Below are 19209 nucleotides of genomic sequence, written 5' to 3'. Positions count from 1 at the left end.
GGCTTATCTGGGCATAAAAAAACCCGCCTAGGCGGGTTTTTTCTGAAGCGCGTCACATCAGGCGATTTCAGCGAAGCACTCTTCGATGATGGCCAGGCCTTTGTCCAGCAGCGCGTCTTCGGCGGTCAGCGGAACCAGGATACGCAGGACGTTGCCGTAGGTGCCGCAAGACAGCAGGATCAGACCCTTTTCACGAGCCTTGGCGACAACCTGGCCAACAGCAGCAGCGTTCGGGGTGTGAGTGCCCTTCTCGAAGACTTCGACGGCAATCATCGAGCCCAGACCACGGACGTCGCCGATGATCGGGTACTTCTTCTGGATTTCGCGCAGGCCGGCGGTCAGGCGCTCACCCACAGCCTTGCTGCGGTCCAGCAGTTTTTCTTCTTCGAACACTTCGATCACGGCCAGGGCCGCGGCGCAAGCGATCGGCGAACCGGCGTAGGTACCGCCCAGGCCGCCAGGCGCGATGGCGTCCATGTATTCGGCCTTGCCGCACACACCGGCCAGCGGGAAGCCGCCAGCGATGGATTTGGCGAAGGTGGTCAGGTCAGGCGCAACGCCCATCTGTTCCATGGCGAAGAAGGTGCCGGTACGGCCAGCGCCAGTTTGTACTTCGTCGGCGATCAGCAGGATGCCGTGCTGGTCGCACAGGGCGCGCAGGCGTTTCATCAGCTCTTTCGGCGCTGGCAGGAAGCCACCTTCGCCTTGTACTGGCTCGAGGATGATTGCGGCGATGTCGCGCGGCTCGGCGTCGTTCTTGAAGATGCGCTCGACCGAGGCGATGGCGTCATCAACGCTGATACCGTGCAGTTCGCTCGGGAACAGGGCGCGGAAGATGCCGCCTGGCATCAGGCCCATGCCAGCGGAGTACGGCACGACCTTGCCGGTCAGGCCCAGGGTCATCATGGTACGGCCGTGATAACCGCCGGTGAAGGCGATGACGCCAGCGCGGCCAGTGGCAGCACGGGCGATCTTGACGGCGTTTTCAACGGCTTCGGAGCCGGTGGTGACCAGCAGGGTCTTCTTGTCGAAGTCGCCTGGGACCAGCTTGTTGATCTTTTCGCACAGCTCTACGTAGGGCTCGTAAGCCAGCACCTGGAAGCAGGTGTGGCTGACCTTGGTCAGCTGCTCTTGCACGGCTGCAACCACTTTCGGGTGCAGGTGGCCGGTGTTCAGTACTGCGATGCCGCCGGCGAAGTCGATCAGTTCGCGGCCTTCAACGTCGATCACGGTCGAGTTCTTCGCGGTGTCGACGAAGATCGGGTGGATCTGGCCGACGCCACGTGGAACGGCAGCTACACGACGTTGCATCAAGGATTCGTTGGTTTTGCTCATAATGCCCTCATTGCGCCGACAGGAATGGCGCTTTTATTCGGGGGCGGCTGGGAGTGCTCGCGAACAGTATTCGTTGATCGACTGTCGTGAACGCCCTGGCCACCAGGTACTGCAATGTAAAAAAGGCCAGCGAGACGTCGCTCTCGCGCCCCGCTGGCAGAGGTAAAGCCTTTACCGTGCTATCAGACGCTGATGCACAGGTATTTGATTTCGAGGTAGTCCTCGATACCGTACTTGGAACCTTCGCGGCCCAGGCCCGAAGCCTTGATACCACCGAACGGCGCCACTTCGTTGGAGATCAGGCCGGTGTTGATACCCACCATGCCGTACTCCAGGGCTTCGGCGACACGGAACACACGGCTCATGTCACGGGCGTAGAAGTACGAGGCCAAGCCGAACTCGGTGTCGTTGGACATGGCGATGACTTCGGCTTCGTCTTTGAAGCGGAACAGCGGCGCCAGTGGGCCGAACGTCTCTTCCTTGGCGACAGCAGCGGTCTTCGGTACGTCAACCAGGATGGTCGGCTCGAAGAAGTTGCCTTCGATCAGCTTGCCACCGGACAGCACTTTGGCGCCTTTGCTGACGGCGTCCTCGATGTGCTCCTGGACCTTGGCGACAGCCTTGCCGTCGATCAGCGGGCCAGTGGTGGTGCCTTCTTCCAGGCCGTTACCGATCTTCAGCTTGGCAACTGCAGCGGCCAGCTTCTCGGCGAACGCGTCGTAGACGCCGTCCTGCACGTAGATACGGTTGGCGCAGACGCAGGTCTGGCCGTTGTTACGGTACTTGGAGATGATCGCGCCCTCGACCGCCTTGTCCAGGTCGGCGTCGTCGAACACGATGAACGGGGCGTTGCCACCCAGCTCCAGGGAAACCTTCTTGATGTCCTTGGCGCATTCTTCCATCAGCTGGCGACCGATTTCGGTCGAGCCGGTGAAGGACAGCTTGCGTACCAGGGAGTTGCCGGTCAGTTCGCCGCCAACTTCGCCGGCGCTGCCGGTAACCACACTCAGCACGCCAGCCGGGATGCCGGCACGGTGGGCCAGCTCGACCAGCGCCAGAGCGGAGTATGGGGTTTGCGAAGCCGGCTTGAGGACCATGGTGCAGCCAGCGGCCAGGGCCGGGCCGGCTTTACGGGTGATCATGGCGGCCGGGAAGTTCCACGGGGTGATGGCCGCGGTAACGCCGATTGGCTGCTTGATGACAATCAGGCGCTTGTCTGGCTGGTGGCCCGGGATGGTGTCACCGTAGATGCGCTTGGCTTCTTCGGCGAACCACTCGATGAACGAGGCCGCGTAGGCGATTTCGCCCTTGGCTTCGGCCAGCGGCTTGCCCTGTTCGGTGGTCATCAGGCGAGCCAGGTCGTCCTGGTTCTCGATCATCAGTTCGAACCAGCGACGCAGCTTGGCCGAGCGCTCTTTCGCAGTCAGGGCACGCCAGGCCGGCAGGGCCTTGTCGGCAGCTTCGATGGCGCGGCGGGTTTCCGCGGTGCCCATCTTCGGCACGGTACCGATGACTTCGCCGGTGGCCGGGTTGGTCACCTTGATGGTCTGGCCGTTGTCCGCATCCAGCCACTCACCATTGATATAGGCTTGCTGGCGGAACAACTGAGCGTCTTTGAGCTGCATGTCGGCTTCCCGAATTGTTGATTGTTGAAAAGCGCCCAAGGCAGGGCATCGAGCGTTTGAAATCTCAAACGAATGCTAAGCGGCTGCTGGGGTGTTGGACAATAGGCTGTTCGAAAAAAAGAACGAATGGTTGAACAGCCCATCTGAAATCGCCCGCAGAATGGCCGCTGAAGGGTAGACGATGCTGCGGCCGGACGTGGGGCGAAGCAAAAATTCGTTTTACTGCTTGTCACGGCCAATTCCCCCCCGCCCTGATGCTGGGCTGAAACGATGATGCTGTCGTCATCGGCGCCGTAATCGATGGCATTGGCGTGCGCCCGGTTAAGGCCGGTCTCCCCGACCCACCGTTGTTCATTTCCGATCGGTATTGTCGTGTATCCACCCCAAAGGGATCTGCACAGCCAACGCGGTAAAAACAGCTACAGATCAAGGCGATGGACGTCAACGACACAGATGGGTATCATGCGTGCGCGTTGCACTCGTAGCTCAGCTGGATAGAGTACTGCCCTCCGAAGGCAGGGGTCGTGGGTTCGAATCCCGCCGAGTGCGCCATATCAAGAAAGCCCTGGGCCTGAGCCCGGGGCTTTTTCGTTTGTGCGACACGTCACCTTTCTGGTACTCCCGTACCACGGGTCATTGGTGTTAGCGTGGGCGTCTTCCCGTTTCCCGAACGGGTAACCCTGAACAATGATTGGCAAAGGAATGCGCACAACCATGCAGTTGAAAAAATTCACCGCCACCACCCTGCTGCTGGCCGGCATCGGCCTGTTTACCCTGCCTGCTCAAGCCAACCTCACCCAGCAGCAGTCCGCAGCCATCATCAAAGCCTTTGACGGCAGCGACCCAAGCGACTTCAGGCAATTCCTCGGCAAGCTCAAAGACAGCGACCAGGGCAAGGCCGACAACCTCAAGGCAACCGTCGACGCCTACCTGGCCGACAAGCCATTGGCCGCCGGGCAACAAGACGAGATCAACCGCCTGCTCGGCCTGTATACCCGCATCAAGTATGGCAAAGCCGCGACCGAAACCCTGCGTGAACTGGTAGCCATCCCCACCTTCAATGTCGAGGGTACGCCGCAGTACGAAAACCCTGAATTCCTCAAGATCGCCGACAAGATCAAGGCCTTGGCCGACCGCTTCGGCCTGGCCTTCCGCAACATCGACAACCGGGTGTACGAGATCTCGCTGGGCAGCGGGAAGGAAGTGATCGGCATCCATGCCCACGCTGACGTCGTGCCGGTCAACCCGGACAACTGGAAGCTGGCCGACGGTACGCGCCTGGACCCGTTCAAGGTCACCCTGGTGGGTGACCGCATGTACGGCCGCGGCACAGAAGACGACAAGAACGGCATCGTGGTGGCGATGTACGCGCTGAAAGTGGCCAAGGACGAAAACCTGCCGCTCGCCCGGCAGTTCAAGCTGCTGATCGACACTACCGAAGAAACCAGCGGTGATGCCATCCCCTACTACTTTGAGCGCAACCCTACGCCCGATTACAACCTGGCCCTCGACGGCGGCTACCCGGTAGTGATTGCCGAGAAAGGCTACGGCACGGTCATGGCCAGCTTCACCAAGCGCCCGGCTAGCGGCAAGGGTGCCGAGATCGTCAACCTGACCGGTGGCCTGGCCACCAACCAGATCCCGACAACTTCGGTTGCGACCCTGATTTCTGACAACCCGGCACAGTTGGTCAAGCACCTGCAGCAAGCCGGCGCCAGATATGTGAAGCAGCATGGAAGCGACTTCAGCATCGACGCCAAGGCCGACGGCAAGCAAGTCTTGCTCACCGTGACCGGTGTTTCCGCACACTCTTCGGAGCCGGAATCCGGCATCAACCCGGTGGCGCGTATGCTCGATTTCATCAATGGCCTCGGCCAGCAGGTGTCGCTCAAGCACAACCACTTTACCGACGCGGCCCGCTACGCCGCCGAAAACTGGGGCCTGGACTACCTGGGCAACAAGCTCGGCGTGGCCTTCAAGGACCCGTTCATGGGCCCGCTGACCACCTCGCTGACTTTTGTCGGGGTGGATGACAAAGGCTTGAAACTGGCGGTGAATCTGCGCATTCCCAAGGGGAAGCCGATCGCCACGATCAAGGACGAACTGGCCGACAAACTGGGCAAATGGACCCGGCAAAGCAACACCTCGGTGGCGTTCGACTTCAGCCTGGACGAGCCGATGTACCGCAACCCTGAAGGCGAATGGGTCAAGGCTCTGCTCGCTGTGGCCACCGAGAACCTGGGTATGAAGCATGAGTTCGGAACCTCGGCCGGCGCGACTTCGGTGCACGATCTTCCCAACGGTGTGCAATTTGGCCTGGCCATGCCGGACGTGAAGTACACCGGGCACAACGACAACGAGTTCAAGACCGTGGAGCAGTTCATGCTGGACTTGCAGGTGGTGAGCGAAATGGTGGCGCGGATCGGGCAGATGCCGAAGCTTTGATGCGCAGTACCGGCCTCTTCGCGGCTTTAGCCGCGAAAAGGCCGCTACAAGCGATCAGCCATGACGTTTTTCAATCGCCTCCATGCCGTTTCCTGCATTGCCGTGCAGAGCGCCGTACCGGATGCTTTAGTTACTCCGAGACAGTGCTTTTTTCACCCGCAGAGGCCCGTATGAAGACCGTCGAACAAATCCTCAAGACCAAGTCCCAGCACCAGACCGTGTACACCATCGGCCCGGATGACTCGGTGCTCGACGCCCTGAAACTGCTGGCGGAGAAAAACATCGGTGCGCTGCCCGTGGTCGAGGGTGGCCAGGTAGTGGGTATCGTCAGTGAGCGGGACTACGCGCGCAAACTGGTCCTCAAGGGCCGCTCTTCCGCCGCCACGCCGGTACGCGAAATCATGAGCGCACCGGTGGTCACCGTGGAGCCCAAGCAAAAGCTCGATTTCTGCATGAACCTGATGACCGACCGGCACCTGCGTCACCTGCCGGTGGTCGACAACGGCAGATTGCTCGGCCTGCTGTCGATCGGCGACCTGGTCAAGGAAACCATTGACGAACAGGCGAGCCTGATCAAGCAAATGGAGCAGTACATCCGCGGCGAATGAAGCGCCTCAATGGTAGGCGCGCTCCAGCTCGTCCAGCTGATGGTCGAAGCTACGCAAGCGCGCCGACCAGGTGTACACCAGCACTTCCAGATCACGGTTGAGCACTGCCGTATTGCCGTGGCCGCTGTGCGTGGGCTCGCCGAGGTCCAGCTGGTAGCGTTCGCGGGCCATCGCCTGGGCCACGCTGGACAGGTCGCGAGCGTTGGCCAGCCAGTGGTGATGGCGGTCATGGATTTCGCGGTCGAGCACCCGGCACTGGCGCTTCAGCGCATCCAGGCTCTGCTCCAGCGGAGTGCCCCTGAGCTCGCCCATGACCTCTTCGAAGGTGCGCCCCGAATGCCAATAGCTGCCCCAGAAATAACGATCGAAAACCGTCTCGACGCGGCGTAGCGCAACCTTGGTGTTCCAGATGGTCAGCAACGTTCGCCCCTGCACCACTTCGCGCTTGTTCAGGCGCAGCTGCTGCCAGGCGATCCATGTCAGCGCCACCAGTGCAACCGCTACCGTGACTGCGGCAGCGGCGTACAGGAAATGCACGGCCTGGTTCATCTGTTGCGTCTGCCTGATGCCATAGAAGTAACTGGCCGTCAGGGTGCCCAGGATCGTCACGGAACACCAGAAACCTGGTGCGTAGGGATCTTTCATCGCGCTATCCCCTTATTGTTTTCCTGAGCATAGCAACGGCCGATCACTCGTCAGGTGCCGCTCGGCGCTTTATTTTCGGGGGCGGCGCAACGCTTCGTTGAGTTGATCGAAGGGCACGGCCCAATCGGAATCTTCAATGATGCTGTCCTTGAGAAATGCCCGCTGAGAGTCGTTCCAGAACGGCGCATCCACCAGCTTGATTTCGTTCTTCAGCGGGGAATGGCTGGTGATGAACTGATCGATACTCGTGGGATCGTCTGGTAAGCCCAGCTGCTTGAACAGTTCGGCAAAGGGATGGATCGGCGCTTCCATGGTTCCTCCTTAGCGCCAGGCAAGCCGTCCACGACGCCCGCCTGGCATTGGTTTGAAAACATCAGCACAGCTCGCGCACTTCGGCGTGCGGCACCAGTTTCATGTACTGCTCCATGCTCATGTGAATCAGGTGATCGTGGTCACCCGCCTCCAGGTAGACATCGCCTTGGCGGGTAAGACTCGGGTCGAGCAGCATTTTTATCTGGTACGCATCGCCAAGGGCCGGCACGGCACCGCGTTCGCAGTCATTGAACAGGCTCGGCAGACCGCTTTCACGGGTCAGATGCCAGGCCCCGGACATACGCACCTTGGTCATGTCCAGGTGCCGGTTGGCCGGTAGCACGGCCATGATGTAGTTGCCATGACGGTCATCGAGCATCACCGACTTGGCGACCCGCTCGGCGGGCACGCCGGCCGTTCGGGCCGACTCCAGGCTGGTGGCCGAATGTGGGTGGGGAATGATGTCGTAGTCGCAGTTGGCCTTGTCCAGGCGGGCCTGCAGGGTCTTTGCCATACGCATGATGCACCTCCGGTTTCGCCCCCCAATTCTCAATTTTAGGCCGGGTACGGGTGGTCGGGGCTAAACTTGTGAAATACGCGCAAATGAGGTGACGACAGGTGATCGCCCGCTGCTGGCGCTGGCTGTTGCTGCTGTTGTTGCTTGGCATCACGCCAGGTGGCCAGGCAGCGCCCGGCGCGGTGTGGGTGCTGAACATCGACGACGCCATCGGCCCGGCCAGCGCCGACTACCTGGTGCGCAGCCTCAGCCAGGCCCAGGCGCAAGGCGCGCAACTGGTAGTTATCCGCATGGATACCCCGGGCGGGCTGGACAGCGCCATGCGCCAGATGATCAAGGCAATTCTCGCCAGCCCTGTACCGGTCGCCAGCTACGTTGCCCCCAGCGGCGCCCGCGCCGCCAGCGCCGGCACCTATATTCTCTACGCCAGCCATGTCGCGGCTATGGCGCCCGGAACCAATCTGGGAGCTGCCACGCCGGTGCGGATCGGCGGTGCGCCTGGCACGCCCAGTGACGACAAAGCCAAAAGCGGCGACGATGAAACCCTCGCACGCAAACAGGTCAACGACGCCGCCGCCTACATCCGTGGCCTGGCGCAGATGCGCGGCCGCAACGCCGACTGGGCGGAGAAGGCCGTGCGCGAGGCCGTCAGCCTGTCCGCCAGCGAGGCCTTGCGGCTGAACGTGATCGATCAGGTGGCCGATGACCTGCCTGACCTGCTGCGCAAGCTCGACGGCAAAACGCTCCAGGTGGCCGGCCAGCCACGCCAGTTGCAGACCGCAGGTGCCAGCGTGGTCGAGCACCTGCCGGACTGGCGCACCAGGGTTCTGGCGGTCATCACCAACCCCAGCGTAGCGCTGATCCTGATCATGATCGGCGTTTACGGCCTGTTGTTCGAATTCATGAACCCAGGTTCTGCGGTGGGCGGTGTGGTCGGTGGTATCTGCCTGCTGCTGGCGCTGTATGCGCTGCAGCTGTTGCCGGTGAGTTTCGCCGGGGTGGCGCTGATCCTGCTTGGCATCACCTTCATGATCGCCGAAGCCTTCTTGCCCAGTTTCGGCGTGGTCGGCTTCGGCGGCATCGTTGCCTTTGTGGTCGGCGCATTGATCCTGATCGACACCGACGCCCCCGGTTTCGGCATCCCCCTGGCCTTGATCGGCACCTTGGCGCTGCTCTCGGCACTCCTGATCGGTGGCGTGCTGGGCATGGCTCTCAAGGCCCGGCAACGGGCGCTGGTCAGTGGCGACGCCGGCCTGGTCGGCAGCCTGGTCACCGTCACCCAGGTGATGGCAAGCGACCCCTTCTGTGGTGTCGTGCTGGCTCAGGGCGAGCAATGGCAGGTGCAGTGCGCAACGCCGCTGCAAACTGGCCAGAACGTACGGGTGACCGCGCGCCATGGCGTGATGCTGGAAGTGAGCGCCGCCGCCCCAGCGACGCAAGGAGAATGAGCATGTTCATGCAAGTCGGTTTCGGCGCCGTTCTGATCGTGCTGGCCATGCTGGTGCTGTCGGCGTTTCGCATCCTGCGCGAATACGAGCGAGGCGTGGTGTTCCAGCTGGGGCGCTTCTGGCAGGTCAAAGGGCCGGGGCTGATCCTGTTGATCCCGGTGATCCAGCAGATGGTACGGGTCGACCTGCGTACAGTGGTACTGGATGTACCGCCGCAGGATGTGATCACCCGCGACAACGTTTCGGTCAAGGTCAACGCAGTGTTGTACTTTCGCGTGCTCGACCCGCAGAAAGCGATCATTCAGGTCGAGGATTTTCTGGTGGCGACCAGCCAGCTGGCCCAGACGACCCTGCGCGCGGTGCTGGGCAAGCACGAACTGGATGAGCTGTTGGCAGAACGCGAGCAACTGAACATGGACATCCGCCAGGTGCTGGACGCGCAGACGGATGCCTGGGGCATCAAGGTGGCCAACGTCGAGATCAAGCACGTTGACCTGAACGAGTCAATGGTACGCGCCATCGCCCGCCAGGCCGAGGCCGAGCGCGAACGTCGGGCCAAGGTGATTCATGCCGAGGGTGAACTGCAGGCGTCGGAGAAACTGATGCAAGCCGCGCAAATGCTGAGCAAGGAACCGGGGGCGATGCAGTTGCGCTATATGCAGACGCTGGGGACGATTGCCGGGGACAAGAGCTCGACCATCGTCTTCCCGCTGCCGATAGATCTGCTGAAGGGGTTGGTAGACAAGGAGAAATAGTGATGGGCCATTCGCGGGCTTGCCCGCGAATGGCCTGTATGCGGTCTGTCAGACCGGCGCGCGGCGCAAGGTCGCCAGGAATGTGGCTGCACCAATGAACAACCCGGCAAAGGTGCGGTTCAAACGCTTCTGCTGTTTCGGCGTGCGCAGCATGCGCAACACATGCGAAGCCAACCCGGTGTATCCCGCCATCACCAGCAGGTCGACCGTGACCATGGTCACGGTGATCGCCACATATTGCGGCAGCAGCGGCGCATGGGGATTGAGGAACTGCGGCAGCACCGCCAGCATGAACACCAGCGCCTTGGGGTTGCTGATGTTGACCAGGAAACCACGGAACACCAGGCTCAGCGGCTTGCCGATCGGGCGCACGCCTGATTCATCGCTCATGTCCATCGGCAGGGCACGCCACTGCTTGTAGGCCAGGTACACAAGGTAGCCGACGCCAAACCACTTGATGACCTGGAACGCCGTGGCCGAGGCAGCCAGGACGGCACCGACGCCGGCGGCGATGATGGCGATCTGCATGATCAGGCCCAGCTGCAGGCCCAGAGCGTTCCAGTAACCACGCCAGAAGCCGTATTGCAGGCCGCTGGACATCGAGGCAATCGCCCCGGCACCGGGTGAAAGGCTGATCACCCAGCAGGCGGCAAAAAAGCCTAACCATACTTCCATCGACATCACACACCTCGCTCGAACATTTGTTGCAAAACGTTAAGCTAAGGTTTTGGCGAAAAAATAACCAGTGATTTCTGATGGATTTGTGTGGCCTGACCTGGCCTCTTCGCGGGCACGCCCGCTCCCACACCTACAATGCATTTTCAGACGCTGTGGAATACCTGTGGGAGCGGGCGTGCCCGCGAAGGGGCCAGAACAGGCTCAGTCCGCTTCGGCAGCGGTTTCTTTGTGCAGGGCCTGTACCTCGGCCCCGCGCCAGCGCCGCACGGACTTCTGGAAGAACTGACTATTGGGCACCTGCACCAGCGCTCCGCCCGCTTCGGGCACTTCCAGCAGGGTGGTGAACAGCAGGTTGATAGCGATCACCCGGCCTTTCACGCCTGGCTTGTCGAGGGTGTCGACCAGCTCGACCACATCGCCGATGCGAAACGGCCCGACCGTGAAGATCAACACCGCGCACAACAGGTTGGACAGCACGCTCCACATGGCGAAGAAAGCCACCGCCGCTACCGCTACGAAGCCGGAAAGTGCTGTCCACAACACGGTCGCCGAAACACCCATGCGCTCCAGCACGAACAGCAGCGCGCTGCCCATGATCAGCCAGCGCAGGCCGCCGCGCACGGGCACCAGCAGCTCCGGCGGTAACGGGTAACGCTGGCCCAGGCGGCTCAACCCGCGAGCGACGATACGTTGCAGGATGAACGCCGCTGCCAGGATCAAGAGGATCTGCAAACCCAGCCAGAAGGTGTCCATCCATTGCCCTGGCAGCAGCGAACGCAGTTCCTCCATCAGGACAACGCCTCGAGTTCGGCCTGCATGCTTTCTAGGGTTTCCAGCGCTTCCATCCAGGCCTCTTCCAGCTCGCCTTCGCGTTGCTTGAGCTTGGTCTGGCGGGCCAGCAGGTCGCGCAACTCATCCTTGCGCGCCGTATCGTAAAGGCCACCATCACCCAGCGCGGTCTCGATCTCGGCCAATTGCGCGTGCACCTGGTTGAGCTCGGTTTCCAGCTTGTCGGCAGCCTTCTTGTGCGGTGCCAACTGCTGACGCAAGGCTGCGGCAGCCTGGCGCTGGGCTTTCTTGTCGGTCTTGTCCGGGTTGGCCGGTGCAGTACTGGCCGGCGCACTGCGCTGGCGGTACTCGACCAGCCAGCGGCTGTAGTCCTCCAGGTCACCGTCGAAGGTGTCGACCTTGCCGTCGGCTACCAACAGGAAGTCGTCCGTGGTGCTCTTGAGCAAATGACGGTCGTGGGACACCACCACCACTGCACCGGCAAACTCCTGCAAGGCCATGGTCAGCGCCAGACGCATTTCCAGATCGAGGTGGTTGGTCGGTTCGTCGAGCAGCAGCAGGTTTGGCCGCTCCCAGGCAATCAGCGCGAGTGCCAGGCGGGCCTTTTCGCCACCGGAGAAGTTAACCACCGGCTCGTCGCAGCGGGCACCATGGAAATCGAAGCCGCCAAGGAAGTCGCGCAGCGTCTGCTCACGCTCGGTAGGGGCGATGCGCTGCAGGTGCAGCAGCGGGCTGGCCTTGTCGTCCAGCGAGTCCAGCTGGTGCTGGGCAAAGTAGCCTACAGCCAGGTTCTCGCCACGAACCAGGCGGCCCGACAACGGCTCCAGCTCACCTGCAAGGTTCTTGATCAGGGTCGACTTGCCGGCGCCGTTGGGCCCGAGCAGACCAATACGAGCACCCGGGGTCAGCTGCAGCTTGACCTTGTCGAGGATGGCCTTGTCGCCATAACCCAGGCGACCTTCGGAAAGGCTCAGCAACGGGCTGGAAATTTTCTGCGATTCACGGAAGACAAAGTCGAACGGTGAATCGACATGCGCCGCCGACAGCTCTTCCATGCGCTCCAGGGCCTTGATCCGGCTTTGCGCCTGACGGGCCTTGGTGGCTTGCGCCTTGAAGCGGGCAATGTACTTTTCCATGTGCGCGCGCTGCGCCTGCTGCTTCTCGTAGGCCTGCTGCTGCTGCGCCAGGCGCTCGGCACGGGTGCGCTCAAAGGCGGTGTAGCCGCCTTTGTACAAGTTGAGCTTGCGCTGCTCGACGTGCAGCACATGGTCGACCACGGCATCGAGGAAGTCACGGTCGTGGGAGATCAGCAACAATGTGCCGGGGTAGCCCTTGAGCCAGTCTTCCAGCCACAGGATCGCGTCGAGGTCGAGGTGGTTGGTGGGCTCGTCGAGCAGCAACAGGTCGGACGGGCACATCAGTGCCTGGGCCAGGTTCAGGCGCATCCGCCAGCCACCAGAGAAATCGCCGACACGGCGGTCCATCTGTTCGTTGGTGAAGCCCAGCCCAGCCAGCAACTTGCGCGCACGGGCGTCGGCGGTATAGCCGTCGGCACTTTCCAGCTCACTGTGCAGACGCGCCAGGGCGGTGCCGTCATGGGCCTGCTCGGCCGCGGCCAGTTCGGCCTGGACCTTGCGCAGGCGCACGTCGCCATCAAGCACATAGTCCACAGCCAGGCGGTCGAGGGTGTCGACCTCTTGGCGCATGTGGGCGATGCGCCAGTCGCCGGGCAGTTGGCAGTCACCGGCATCGGGCGACAGCTCACCGCGCAGCAAGGCGAACAGGCTGGATTTTCCGGCACCGTTGGCGCCGATCAGGCCGGCCTTGTGACCGGCGTGCAGGGTCATCTCGGCGCCTTCTAGCAAGCGCTGCGGACCACGCTGTAAAGTGAGGTTGGATAGTCTGATCATGATGGTCGCGGAGTCTACCAGCTTCCTCGGCCCATAGCGCGAGTGGAACCATGCACACCGACCTGTGGAATTACGCCCTGGCCCTGTATGCCAGGCCCGGCGTGGAAGCCGCCTGCCTTGAACTGCAGGCACTGGGTGGCGATGTCTGCCTGCTGCTGTGCGCGACCTGGCTGCAAGCACGTGGTGTGGCCGTACTAGGCGAACGTGCGCAAGCACTGCAAGAACTTGCCGAGCCTTGGCAGCGTGACGTGGTCGCCCCGCTGCGCAGCCTGCGCCAGCAATGGCGAACCCCAGCATCGGGTGATGCACAACTGGCCGCATTGCGTGAACAGGTGAAGGGGTTGGAGTTACAGGCAGAAAAAGCCTTGCTGGAGCGCTTGCAGGAACGCTCACAACAGTGGCCCGTGGGCTCCCATGAGCCCGCGGACGACTGGCTGGCCCGGCTGGCACCGGACCAGGCTCTGCATCACGACGCGCTAGTTCAGTTGCGCGTCGCAGCGGCTGCGCTTCAGGACGCCGAAGGTGCCTGAGACGGCGTGCTCACAGGTGCCGACGGTGCTGCAGCAGCCGGGCTCACCGAGTTGGTTGCGGCGGCCGGTGTAGCGGGTTTGGCTTCAGCAGGTTTGGCGGCGGGTTTGGCGGCCGTGCGTGCTGGTGCCTTGGCGGCAGCTGGTTTTGCGGCCGGCTTGGCAGCAGGGGCTTTGGCAGCTGGCTTGGCCGCAGGTTTGGCTGCCGCAGTCGCCTTGGCAGCCGGTTTGGCGGCAGCAGTCGCCCTGGCAGCCGGTTTGGCCGCAGGCTTGGCGGCAGCGGTCGCCTTGGCAGCTGGTTTGTCCGCAGGCTTGGCGGCAGCGGTCGCCTTGGCAGCCGGTTTGGCCGCAGGCTTGGCGGCAGCGGTCGCCTTGGCAGCTGGTTTGGCCGCAGGCTTGGCGGCAGCGGTCGCCTTGGCAGCCGGTTTGGCCGCAGGCTTGGCGGCAGCAGTCGTCTTGGCAGCTGGTTTGGCCGCAGGCTTGGCGGCAGCGGTCGCCCTGGCAGCTGGTTTGGCCGCAGGCTTGGCGGCAGCGGTCGCCCTGGCAGCTGGTTTGGCCGCAGGCTTGGCAGCAGCGGTTGCCTTGGCAGCCGGTTTGGCCGCACGTTGATCAAGGGCCTTGCCTGCAGCTTCGCGTACTTTACCTACACCCTGAGCCAGCTTGAGGCTGTCCTGAGCATCGCGTTTGAGTTGCTGAATGTAAGAGCGCGTCTGGGTTTGACGTTCCTTGAGAGACTCGAGCAGTTCTTCAAGTTCACCGATGGCTTTTTGCGCCTTGCTTTGCGCCTTGGCTTTACCTGCCTTGGCCGCGTCTTGCAGTTTCAGGCGACCGTTGTGCAGTTTTTCCTGCGCCTTGCCACGCTGCTTTTCCAACTTCGCCAGCAGTTTTTCCGCATCAGCCAGCGCTTGCGAGCAGGCCTCTTCCAAGTGTTCGAGCAAGCTGCCCGAAAGTTGCTGGAGCAGGTGTAACGGCGTACTTACTGGCTTCTTTTTGGCCGACATGGTTTACCTCCTGGCTGACGAGATTGCGGCTCATACTATGCTTCTGCTGCTACCGCCGCTAGGGCATGTTGACCGTAATGTTTACGCCGCGTTGCATGCCTGGGCAAAGTTGTTATCTTGCAGCTGCGTGAAAGTGTAGTTGCTGAATTAATCATTGCTGGTATTTGGGAGTCAGGCGTTGCCTCGATATCTTGTTTTGGGTTTATGCCTGATGGCACCCCTCGCCTTGGCCGACAACGACGACCACGATTTGGCCTACAGCCTGGGTGCCAGCCTGGGTGAACGCCTGCGCCAGGAGATGCCAGGCTTGCAGCTGGATGCACTGGTCGAAGGCCTGAAACAGTCCTATCAGGGGCAACCCCTGAAACTCGACAAGGCACGCATGCAGGCAGTGCTGCAGCAGCATGAAGCCCAGGAAGGTGACGCCGCTGCGCAAAAGCTGCAGGCCGCCGAAACGCGTTTCATGGCTAATGAACGTGGGCGTTATGGGGTGCACGAACTAACGGAAGGTGTGCTGTACAGCGAATTGCAGGCAGGCACGGGTGCACAGCCAAAAGCGGGCGGCAAAGTGCAAGTGCGCTATGTGGGCAGATTGCCGGACGGCTCAATATTCGACCAGAACCAGACCCCCCAATGGTTCAACCTGGATTCGGTTATCGAAGGCTGGCAGGTCGCCTTGCCGAAAATGCACACCGGCGCCAAATGGCGCCTGGTAATTCCTTCAGCGCAAGCCTATGGCGCCGAGGGGGCGGGAGACCTGATCGCACCCTACACCCCCTTGGTATTCGAGATCGAACTGCTGGCGGTTGGCGACTGACGCCAACCTCAGGCCTGCACTGCACCCTCTTCCTTGTGTGCGTTGTGCAGCACTTCGATCAGGCAGTCTTCAAGCTCGAAGCGCTCATGCAACAACCCGCCCAATTTGGCCAGCTTCTCGGCAAAGCGTTCGGTGTCCTTGCACTCCCCCTTGGTGCAATGGTCATTGAAGGCCAGTGCGATCTGAGTACTGTCGTTGATCCGTGGGTTGATCTCTTCGGCCAGTTTCAGCGCCTTCTTGTCTCCGAACGCCTTGGCCTCGCTGACCAGTTGCTCGCAGACTTCGAAGTGCCACGCCGAAACGTAGTCGACCAGAAGGGCGCAAAAGTCCCCGTTGGTGTCCTTGTCGGCGAAGGCTGGCCTCACATCGCGCAGGGCGCGAAAAGCCTGCACCAGTTCCTGGCGCTCCTCCAGCCAACGGTCGATCAGCTTGTGAACCCCACCCCAGCGTTCCTGGGCGTTCTGACAACTATCGAGCATGGCGATCTCTTCCCTTCTGGGTAGATGCCGCTGCACCTCGCACCACGACCGCGCAGCACAAAGGTGACATCAGCAGGACGGCATCGAGCAGTTGTTTTTCCGGTATGCGTGCTGGGAGATTATTCCCGCGCGTGCTGCCCTTCAAGGTACGCAGCACACAAAGTTCATACAAGTGTTTAATACCCTGTTACATCACCATTGGTCGCGCTAATGGCACAACCTTGCGCCAGGTCATGTTCTTGCCAGGGTGCGGAAACGATACGCCAGCAGGCAACTCAAGGGCAGCACCGCCAACAGCAGGAAGGCCAACAGGCTCCATTCCGGCAGTGTCAGATCGAGAAAACTCCAGGCAAGCGAACGGCAATCCGGGCCCCCCAGCAGCAGTTGCCGTGCCGCCTCACTCCAGGACTGCTCGAACACTCGCCCGATCGGCACCGGGCATACCTCATTGACCCCCTCAGCCCCCTGCAACCAGACATGCCGTGCTGCCAGCAAAGCGCCGGCCAGCGAGCAGCCCAGGGCCAGCCGAGCATAACGAAGGATGCCCCGAGTGCCCGGCGCCTGCAGCACGGCTGCGAAACACAGGAGCGCGTACCCGCCAAGCAGCAACCGTTGGCTGAGGCACAATGGGCACGGCATCAGCCCCACTGTGTTTTCCAGACGGAAAGACGCAACCAGTACTGCCAGTGCGACCAGGCAGGCAGGAAGAAAAAAGGTGCGCAAACGGGCCGGCAGCATGGGCGGTGAAGGTCCCGGGGAAAAAGTAGTGGCTTGAAACGGTAGAGGAAAGACACGCTTTGTTTCAAGGCACGACAGCAACGACAAGTCACTGAATCGCGTAGGAAATTTCCAGATATGCCGTAGGAGGCGACGGAAGAAATAGACTTCAGATCAAACTGACAGCGAAAGATAAATTACCTGCCCCCAATGCCCGCACCTTTGCGCGGGCCTTGGGGTAGGTCAGGCGCGCACGCCTTCTGGCAAAGGCAGCGCCAGCAGGCGCTCGTCCAGCAGGCCAAGGCCCTCCTGGAACAGCTGGTTGCTGCGCTCGGTCTCGCCCAGCCCCGCGAGCAGGCGGGCCAGCTCAGCACAGGCCTCGGGGTTGCGCTCCATGCGCAGGCTGCTTTCCAGGTAGTCACGCGCCTTGCCCCACAAGCGGTTTTGCATGCTCAGACGGCCCAGAGTCAGCAGCAGGCTGGCGTCTTGCGGATGAGCCTTGAGCCAACCTTCAGCGGTTTGCAGCTGACGCACCGGGTCATCACCACGCACCAGGCCGTAAAGGCGGGCCAGATGGCTTTCGTAGTCGCGCTTGAGGGCCGTGCGCAGTACTTGTTCGGCCTCGTTCTGGGCACCTACCTGGCGCAGTTGCTCGGCGTACGCCAGCACCAGTTGTGGCTCTTGGCGCTGGGCTGCGGTCAGCTGCTGCCAGGCGCGCTCCAAGGATTGACGTGCACTGAGCGCATCTTCGCCACGGGTGGTCGCCAGGCTCAGGTTCTGACCCCAGGCACGTTGCTCCAGAGCAGCCAGCTCGGCGGCAGGCAGCACTTTACCCTTGCGCAGGTCGGGCAGCAGGCGGATCAGTGCAGACCAGTCGCCGCGCTCCACGTACAGGCGTTGCAGCAAGCGCAGCACCTGGCCGTTGTGCGGGTGGCGTTCCTGCATGGCCAGCAGGGTTTCCAGGGCCCCATCGTTTTCGCCACGGTCCATTTGCAACTGGGCATGGGTCAGGGCAATGGCCAGCTCCGCTTGCGGCTGGCGCTCCAGAGCACGCTCCAGCAGGTTGTCGCTGTCTTCGGTACGGCCTTGCTCGTTGGCAGCACGCGCGGCACCAAGGTAGTACAGCAACGGTTGGCGCTCCGCCTCGGCGGCACGGTGCAAGTGCCGTTGGGCACTGGCCCAGCGGCCTTCGGCAAGATCGAGCTGGCCCTGTTCGATCGCCAGGCGGATACGTCGGCTGCGGTTACGCCGTGACCACGGGTTGACCACACCACTGGAAGTCAGCACCAGGCCGACCAGATAGCGCAGCAACCACAGCAGCAGGACGACCGCCAAAATACCCGCCAAGGCTGCCCACAGCCCCGACTGATAACGGAAGCCACCATAGGAAATCAGTACATAGCCGCTGTGCTTGGCAACCGCGATGCCCAGTGCCGCAGCAACCACGATCGCAAGCACCGCCAACAGGTAGACACGCTTCATGGCTTGCCCCCTTCAGCCTCGGCCGGCAGGTGACGGCGCTGAATATAGGCCTGCACTGCCGCCAGGCTTTCACTAAGGTCAGGGGTAACCACCGACACCGGCTGATCGGCCAAGGCATTGAGGCTGTCGAGCATGGCCTTGCTTTGCGGATTGTCTGCGTTGAAGTTGGCCAGCAGTACGCTGCGGGCGTCGTCCAGCGCCTGCGTGTAAACCTTGGCATCGCCATTGAGCGCTGCCCACTGGGCCTGCTCGATAGTCAGGCTCAGGGCCAGGCGCAGCTGGTTCAGTTGCTGCCCGGCCAGCAACGGACGCACGTTTTCATCGGCATTGAAGTCGATCTGGAAGTACTTGGATATTTCTGCCCACCACTGCGACAGCCTGCTGGCACCATCACCGTCGGCGGTCAGGGCGCCAAGCGCATCGGCGTTACTGTCAAACTCGGGGGACTGGGCGCTCAACTGCTGTACCAGCTCACGCTGCGCAGCCAGCTTCAAGAACAGGCCTGTGCGGTCCGGTTGCTGAGTGCTGTTGAGCGTGGCCAGGCTGCGTGCCAGTTGCTCGCGGGCGGCGAAGGCACCCGGGTCGCTCTGCTCGCGCAGGATCTCGTCGGCGCCTTCGACCAGGGCTTTGGCACTGGTGATGTCCTGCAACGCGGAAAGGCGCAGGGTAGCCAAGCGCAGGAGGTGCTCGGCTTCGGCCAGGCGCCACTCTTTGCGGCTTTCTCCCAGCACGGTTTCCAGGCGCTGACTGAGCCGCTGCTGGTCGCCCTGCAGTTGGGCTACCAAACGCCGGCGGTCTTCCAGCTCGCTGGCGGCTGGCAGACTGGCCAGTTGCGCACTGATCTGCTGTTCACGTTGCTGCAACGCCTCGGCGCGCTGGGTCAGCGCCTCGATGTGCTGGCCCTGGTTGAACTCACTGCCCTGCAGTTGACGCACCTGCCAGACACCCCAGCCACCTACCGCCACCCCGGCCGCACCCAGCAGCAAGGCCAACGCTGCCAGGCCACTGCCGGAGCGCTTGGCAGGTGGGGTGGTAACGGGTTCCGCAGGCGCCTGTGCCGACGGTTGATCGTTATTGGACAAGACAGTCTCGCTCACGTATCCATCCTTTGCATGGGGG

The 19209-nt window shown here is 62.1% G+C and carries 19 protein-coding genes and 1 tRNA gene; 7 read left to right on the top strand and 13 right to left on the bottom strand.

Translation table 11 applies throughout. The annotated features are described in order from the left end of the window. Positions 1-57: 57 nt before the first annotated feature. Positions 58-1335 (bottom strand): 4-aminobutyrate--2-oxoglutarate transaminase, encoded by a 1278-nt coding sequence (gene gabT / locus AC3RCM_RS01180; RefSeq protein WP_003255866.1) that lies wholly within the window; start codon positions 1333-1335, stop codon positions 58-60. 182 nt (positions 1336-1517) lie between these two features. After that, positions 1518-2960, bottom strand: a complete 1443-nt coding sequence (gene gabD / locus AC3RCM_RS01175) for an NADP-dependent succinate-semialdehyde dehydrogenase (protein WP_010951596.1) — start codon at positions 2958-2960, stop codon at positions 1518-1520. Between the two features lie 475 nt (positions 2961-3435). On the opposite strand from gabD, the gene AC3RCM_RS01170 reads away from it, so the two are divergent. The 3 genes from AC3RCM_RS01170 to AC3RCM_RS01160 all read left to right on the top strand — a co-directional run bounded on the left by AC3RCM_RS01170 (position 3436) and on the right by AC3RCM_RS01160 (position 6013). Beyond that, positions 3436-3512: transfer RNA gene (locus tag AC3RCM_RS01170), tRNA-Arg, on the top strand. Positions 3513-3674: 162 nt separating this feature from the next. After that, complete coding sequence (locus AC3RCM_RS01165; protein WP_064491759.1) at positions 3675-5405, top strand: dipeptidase; 1731 nt, start codon at positions 3675-3677, stop codon at positions 5403-5405. A gap of 170 nt (positions 5406-5575) precedes the next feature. Further along, a complete protein-coding gene (locus AC3RCM_RS01160; protein ID WP_010951586.1) occupies positions 5576-6013 on the top strand; it encodes a CBS domain-containing protein in 438 nt (145 codons plus the stop codon). 6 nt (positions 6014-6019) lie between these two features. Here AC3RCM_RS01160 and AC3RCM_RS01155 read toward each other — a convergent pair whose 3' ends face one another. The 3 genes from AC3RCM_RS01155 to AC3RCM_RS01145 all read right to left on the bottom strand — a co-directional run bounded on the left by AC3RCM_RS01155 (position 6020) and on the right by AC3RCM_RS01145 (position 7490). Continuing rightward, on the bottom strand, positions 6020-6658 hold the full coding sequence (locus tag AC3RCM_RS01155) for a hypothetical protein (protein ID WP_003255871.1): 639 nt from the start codon (positions 6656-6658) through the stop codon (positions 6020-6022). A gap of 69 nt (positions 6659-6727) precedes the next feature. Beyond that, positions 6728-6970 (bottom strand): DUF2789 domain-containing protein, encoded by a 243-nt coding sequence (locus AC3RCM_RS01150; RefSeq protein WP_020190423.1) that lies wholly within the window; start codon positions 6968-6970, stop codon positions 6728-6730. A 61-nt stretch (positions 6971-7031) separates the two neighbouring features. Further along, positions 7032-7490, bottom strand: a complete 459-nt coding sequence (locus AC3RCM_RS01145; RefSeq protein WP_003255874.1) for an aminoacyl-tRNA deacylase — start codon at positions 7488-7490, stop codon at positions 7032-7034. 98 nt (positions 7491-7588) lie between these two features. On the opposite strand from AC3RCM_RS01145, the gene AC3RCM_RS01140 reads away from it, so the two are divergent. Together AC3RCM_RS01140 and AC3RCM_RS01135 are read left to right on the top strand one after the other, a co-directional pair. After that, a complete protein-coding gene (locus AC3RCM_RS01140; protein WP_064491758.1) occupies positions 7589-8935 on the top strand; it encodes an NfeD family protein in 1347 nt (448 codons plus the stop codon). A gap of 2 nt (positions 8936-8937) precedes the next feature. After that, positions 8938-9690 carry a slipin family protein gene (locus AC3RCM_RS01135; RefSeq protein ID WP_064491757.1) on the top strand — a complete coding sequence of 251 codons (753 nt, stop codon included), beginning with the start codon at positions 8938-8940 and terminating at the stop codon, positions 9688-9690. Between the two features lie 48 nt (positions 9691-9738). Here AC3RCM_RS01135 and AC3RCM_RS01130 read toward each other — a convergent pair whose 3' ends face one another. The 3 genes from AC3RCM_RS01130 to AC3RCM_RS01120 form a co-directional block, all read right to left on the bottom strand. After that, positions 9739-10371, bottom strand: coding sequence for a LysE family transporter (locus AC3RCM_RS01130; protein ID WP_010951582.1), 633 nt, complete (start codon positions 10369-10371; stop codon positions 9739-9741). A gap of 198 nt (positions 10372-10569) precedes the next feature. Further along, positions 10570-11157, bottom strand: a complete 588-nt coding sequence (locus tag AC3RCM_RS01125; RefSeq protein WP_010951581.1) for a mechanosensitive ion channel family protein — start codon at positions 11155-11157, stop codon at positions 10570-10572. Then, entirely contained in the window at positions 11157-13067 is a 1911-nt protein-coding gene (locus tag AC3RCM_RS01120) for an ATP-binding cassette domain-containing protein (protein WP_064491756.1), read from the bottom strand. The genes AC3RCM_RS01125 and AC3RCM_RS01120 overlap by 1 nt, the downstream gene beginning before the upstream one ends. Positions 13068-13117: 50 nt before the next feature. On the opposite strand from AC3RCM_RS01120, the gene AC3RCM_RS01115 reads away from it, so the two are divergent. Continuing rightward, complete coding sequence (locus tag AC3RCM_RS01115) at positions 13118-13597, top strand: TIGR02444 family protein (protein WP_064491755.1); 480 nt, start codon at positions 13118-13120, stop codon at positions 13595-13597. Here AC3RCM_RS01115 and AC3RCM_RS01110 read toward each other — a convergent pair. Beyond that, positions 13576-14595 carry an AlgP family protein gene (locus AC3RCM_RS01110; protein WP_104886830.1) on the bottom strand — a complete coding sequence of 340 codons (1020 nt, stop codon included), beginning with the start codon at positions 14593-14595 and terminating at the stop codon, positions 13576-13578. The two genes, AC3RCM_RS01115 and AC3RCM_RS01110, sit on opposite strands and share 22 nt — an antisense overlap. 178 nt (positions 14596-14773) lie before the next feature. On the opposite strand from AC3RCM_RS01110, the gene AC3RCM_RS01105 reads away from it, so the two are divergent. Further along, on the top strand, positions 14774-15412 hold the full coding sequence (locus AC3RCM_RS01105) for an FKBP-type peptidyl-prolyl cis-trans isomerase (protein WP_049588040.1): 639 nt from the start codon (positions 14774-14776) through the stop codon (positions 15410-15412). 8 nt (positions 15413-15420) lie between these two features. Here AC3RCM_RS01105 and AC3RCM_RS01100 read toward each other — a convergent pair whose 3' ends face one another. From AC3RCM_RS01100 to AC3RCM_RS01085, 4 genes are all read right to left on the bottom strand, one after another. Beyond that, complete coding sequence (locus AC3RCM_RS01100; RefSeq protein WP_003255887.1) at positions 15421-15891, bottom strand: Rsd/AlgQ family anti-sigma factor; 471 nt, start codon at positions 15889-15891, stop codon at positions 15421-15423. A 231-nt stretch (positions 15892-16122) separates the two neighbouring features. Next, positions 16123-16629, bottom strand: a complete 507-nt coding sequence (locus AC3RCM_RS01095) for a disulfide bond formation protein B (RefSeq protein WP_010951575.1) — start codon at positions 16627-16629, stop codon at positions 16123-16125. 222 nt (positions 16630-16851) lie between these two features. Beyond that, the gene (locus AC3RCM_RS01090) at positions 16852-18090 is read right to left on the bottom strand and encodes a heme biosynthesis protein HemY (protein ID WP_492629304.1); all 1239 of its coding nucleotides are present in this window, start codon (positions 18088-18090) and stop codon (positions 16852-16854) included. After that, entirely contained in the window at positions 18087-19187 is a 1101-nt protein-coding gene (locus AC3RCM_RS01085; RefSeq protein ID WP_003255892.1) for a uroporphyrinogen-III C-methyltransferase, read from the bottom strand. Before AC3RCM_RS01085 ends, AC3RCM_RS01090 begins: the two co-directional genes overlap by 4 nt. Between the last annotated feature and the right edge of the window lie 22 nt (positions 19188-19209).

The organism is Pseudomonas sp. GW823-FHT05G12, from assembly GCF_058795575.1.
The sequence above is the reverse complement of the archived record's forward strand: the minus strand, read 5'-3'. Positions and strand labels throughout refer to the sequence as shown.

What these genes read in the sequence shown, in the direction of transcription:
- AC3RCM_RS01150 (WP_020190423.1), bottom strand. Translation starts at nt 6,970, where the DNA reads ATGGAAGCGCCGATCCATCCCTTTGCCGAACTGTTCAAGCAGCTGGGC.
- AC3RCM_RS01120 (WP_064491756.1), bottom strand. Translation starts at nt 13,067, where the DNA reads ATGATCAGACTATCCAACCTCACTTTACAGCGTGGTCCGCAGCGCTTG.
- AC3RCM_RS01155 (WP_003255871.1), bottom strand. Translation starts at nt 6,658, where the DNA reads ATGAAAGATCCCTACGCACCAGGTTTCTGGTGTTCCGTGACGATCCTG.
- AC3RCM_RS01090 (WP_492629304.1), bottom strand. Translation starts at nt 18,090, where the DNA reads ATGAAGCGTGTCTACCTGTTGGCGGTGCTTGCGATCGTGGTTGCTGCG.
- AC3RCM_RS01160 (WP_010951586.1), top strand. Translation starts at nt 5,576, where the DNA reads ATGAAGACCGTCGAACAAATCCTCAAGACCAAGTCCCAGCACCAGACC.
- AC3RCM_RS01135 (WP_064491757.1), top strand. Translation starts at nt 8,938, where the DNA reads ATGTTCATGCAAGTCGGTTTCGGCGCCGTTCTGATCGTGCTGGCCATG.
- AC3RCM_RS01145 (WP_003255874.1), bottom strand. Translation starts at nt 7,490, where the DNA reads ATGCGTATGGCAAAGACCCTGCAGGCCCGCCTGGACAAGGCCAACTGC.
- AC3RCM_RS01165 (WP_064491759.1), top strand. Translation starts at nt 3,675, where the DNA reads ATGCAGTTGAAAAAATTCACCGCCACCACCCTGCTGCTGGCCGGCATC.
- gabT (WP_003255866.1), bottom strand. Translation starts at nt 1,335, where the DNA reads ATGAGCAAAACCAACGAATCCTTGATGCAACGTCGTGTAGCTGCCGTT.
- AC3RCM_RS01125 (WP_010951581.1), bottom strand. Translation starts at nt 11,157, where the DNA reads ATGGAGGAACTGCGTTCGCTGCTGCCAGGGCAATGGATGGACACCTTC.
- AC3RCM_RS01110 (WP_104886830.1), bottom strand. Translation starts at nt 14,595, where the DNA reads ATGTCGGCCAAAAAGAAGCCAGTAAGTACGCCGTTACACCTGCTCCAG.
- AC3RCM_RS01095 (WP_010951575.1), bottom strand. Translation starts at nt 16,629, where the DNA reads ATGCTGCCGGCCCGTTTGCGCACCTTTTTTCTTCCTGCCTGCCTGGTC.
- AC3RCM_RS01100 (WP_003255887.1), bottom strand. Translation starts at nt 15,891, where the DNA reads ATGCTCGATAGTTGTCAGAACGCCCAGGAACGCTGGGGTGGGGTTCAC.
- AC3RCM_RS01115 (WP_064491755.1), top strand. Translation starts at nt 13,118, where the DNA reads ATGCACACCGACCTGTGGAATTACGCCCTGGCCCTGTATGCCAGGCCC.
- AC3RCM_RS01130 (WP_010951582.1), bottom strand. Translation starts at nt 10,371, where the DNA reads ATGTCGATGGAAGTATGGTTAGGCTTTTTTGCCGCCTGCTGGGTGATC.
- gabD (WP_010951596.1), bottom strand. Translation starts at nt 2,960, where the DNA reads ATGCAGCTCAAAGACGCTCAGTTGTTCCGCCAGCAAGCCTATATCAAT.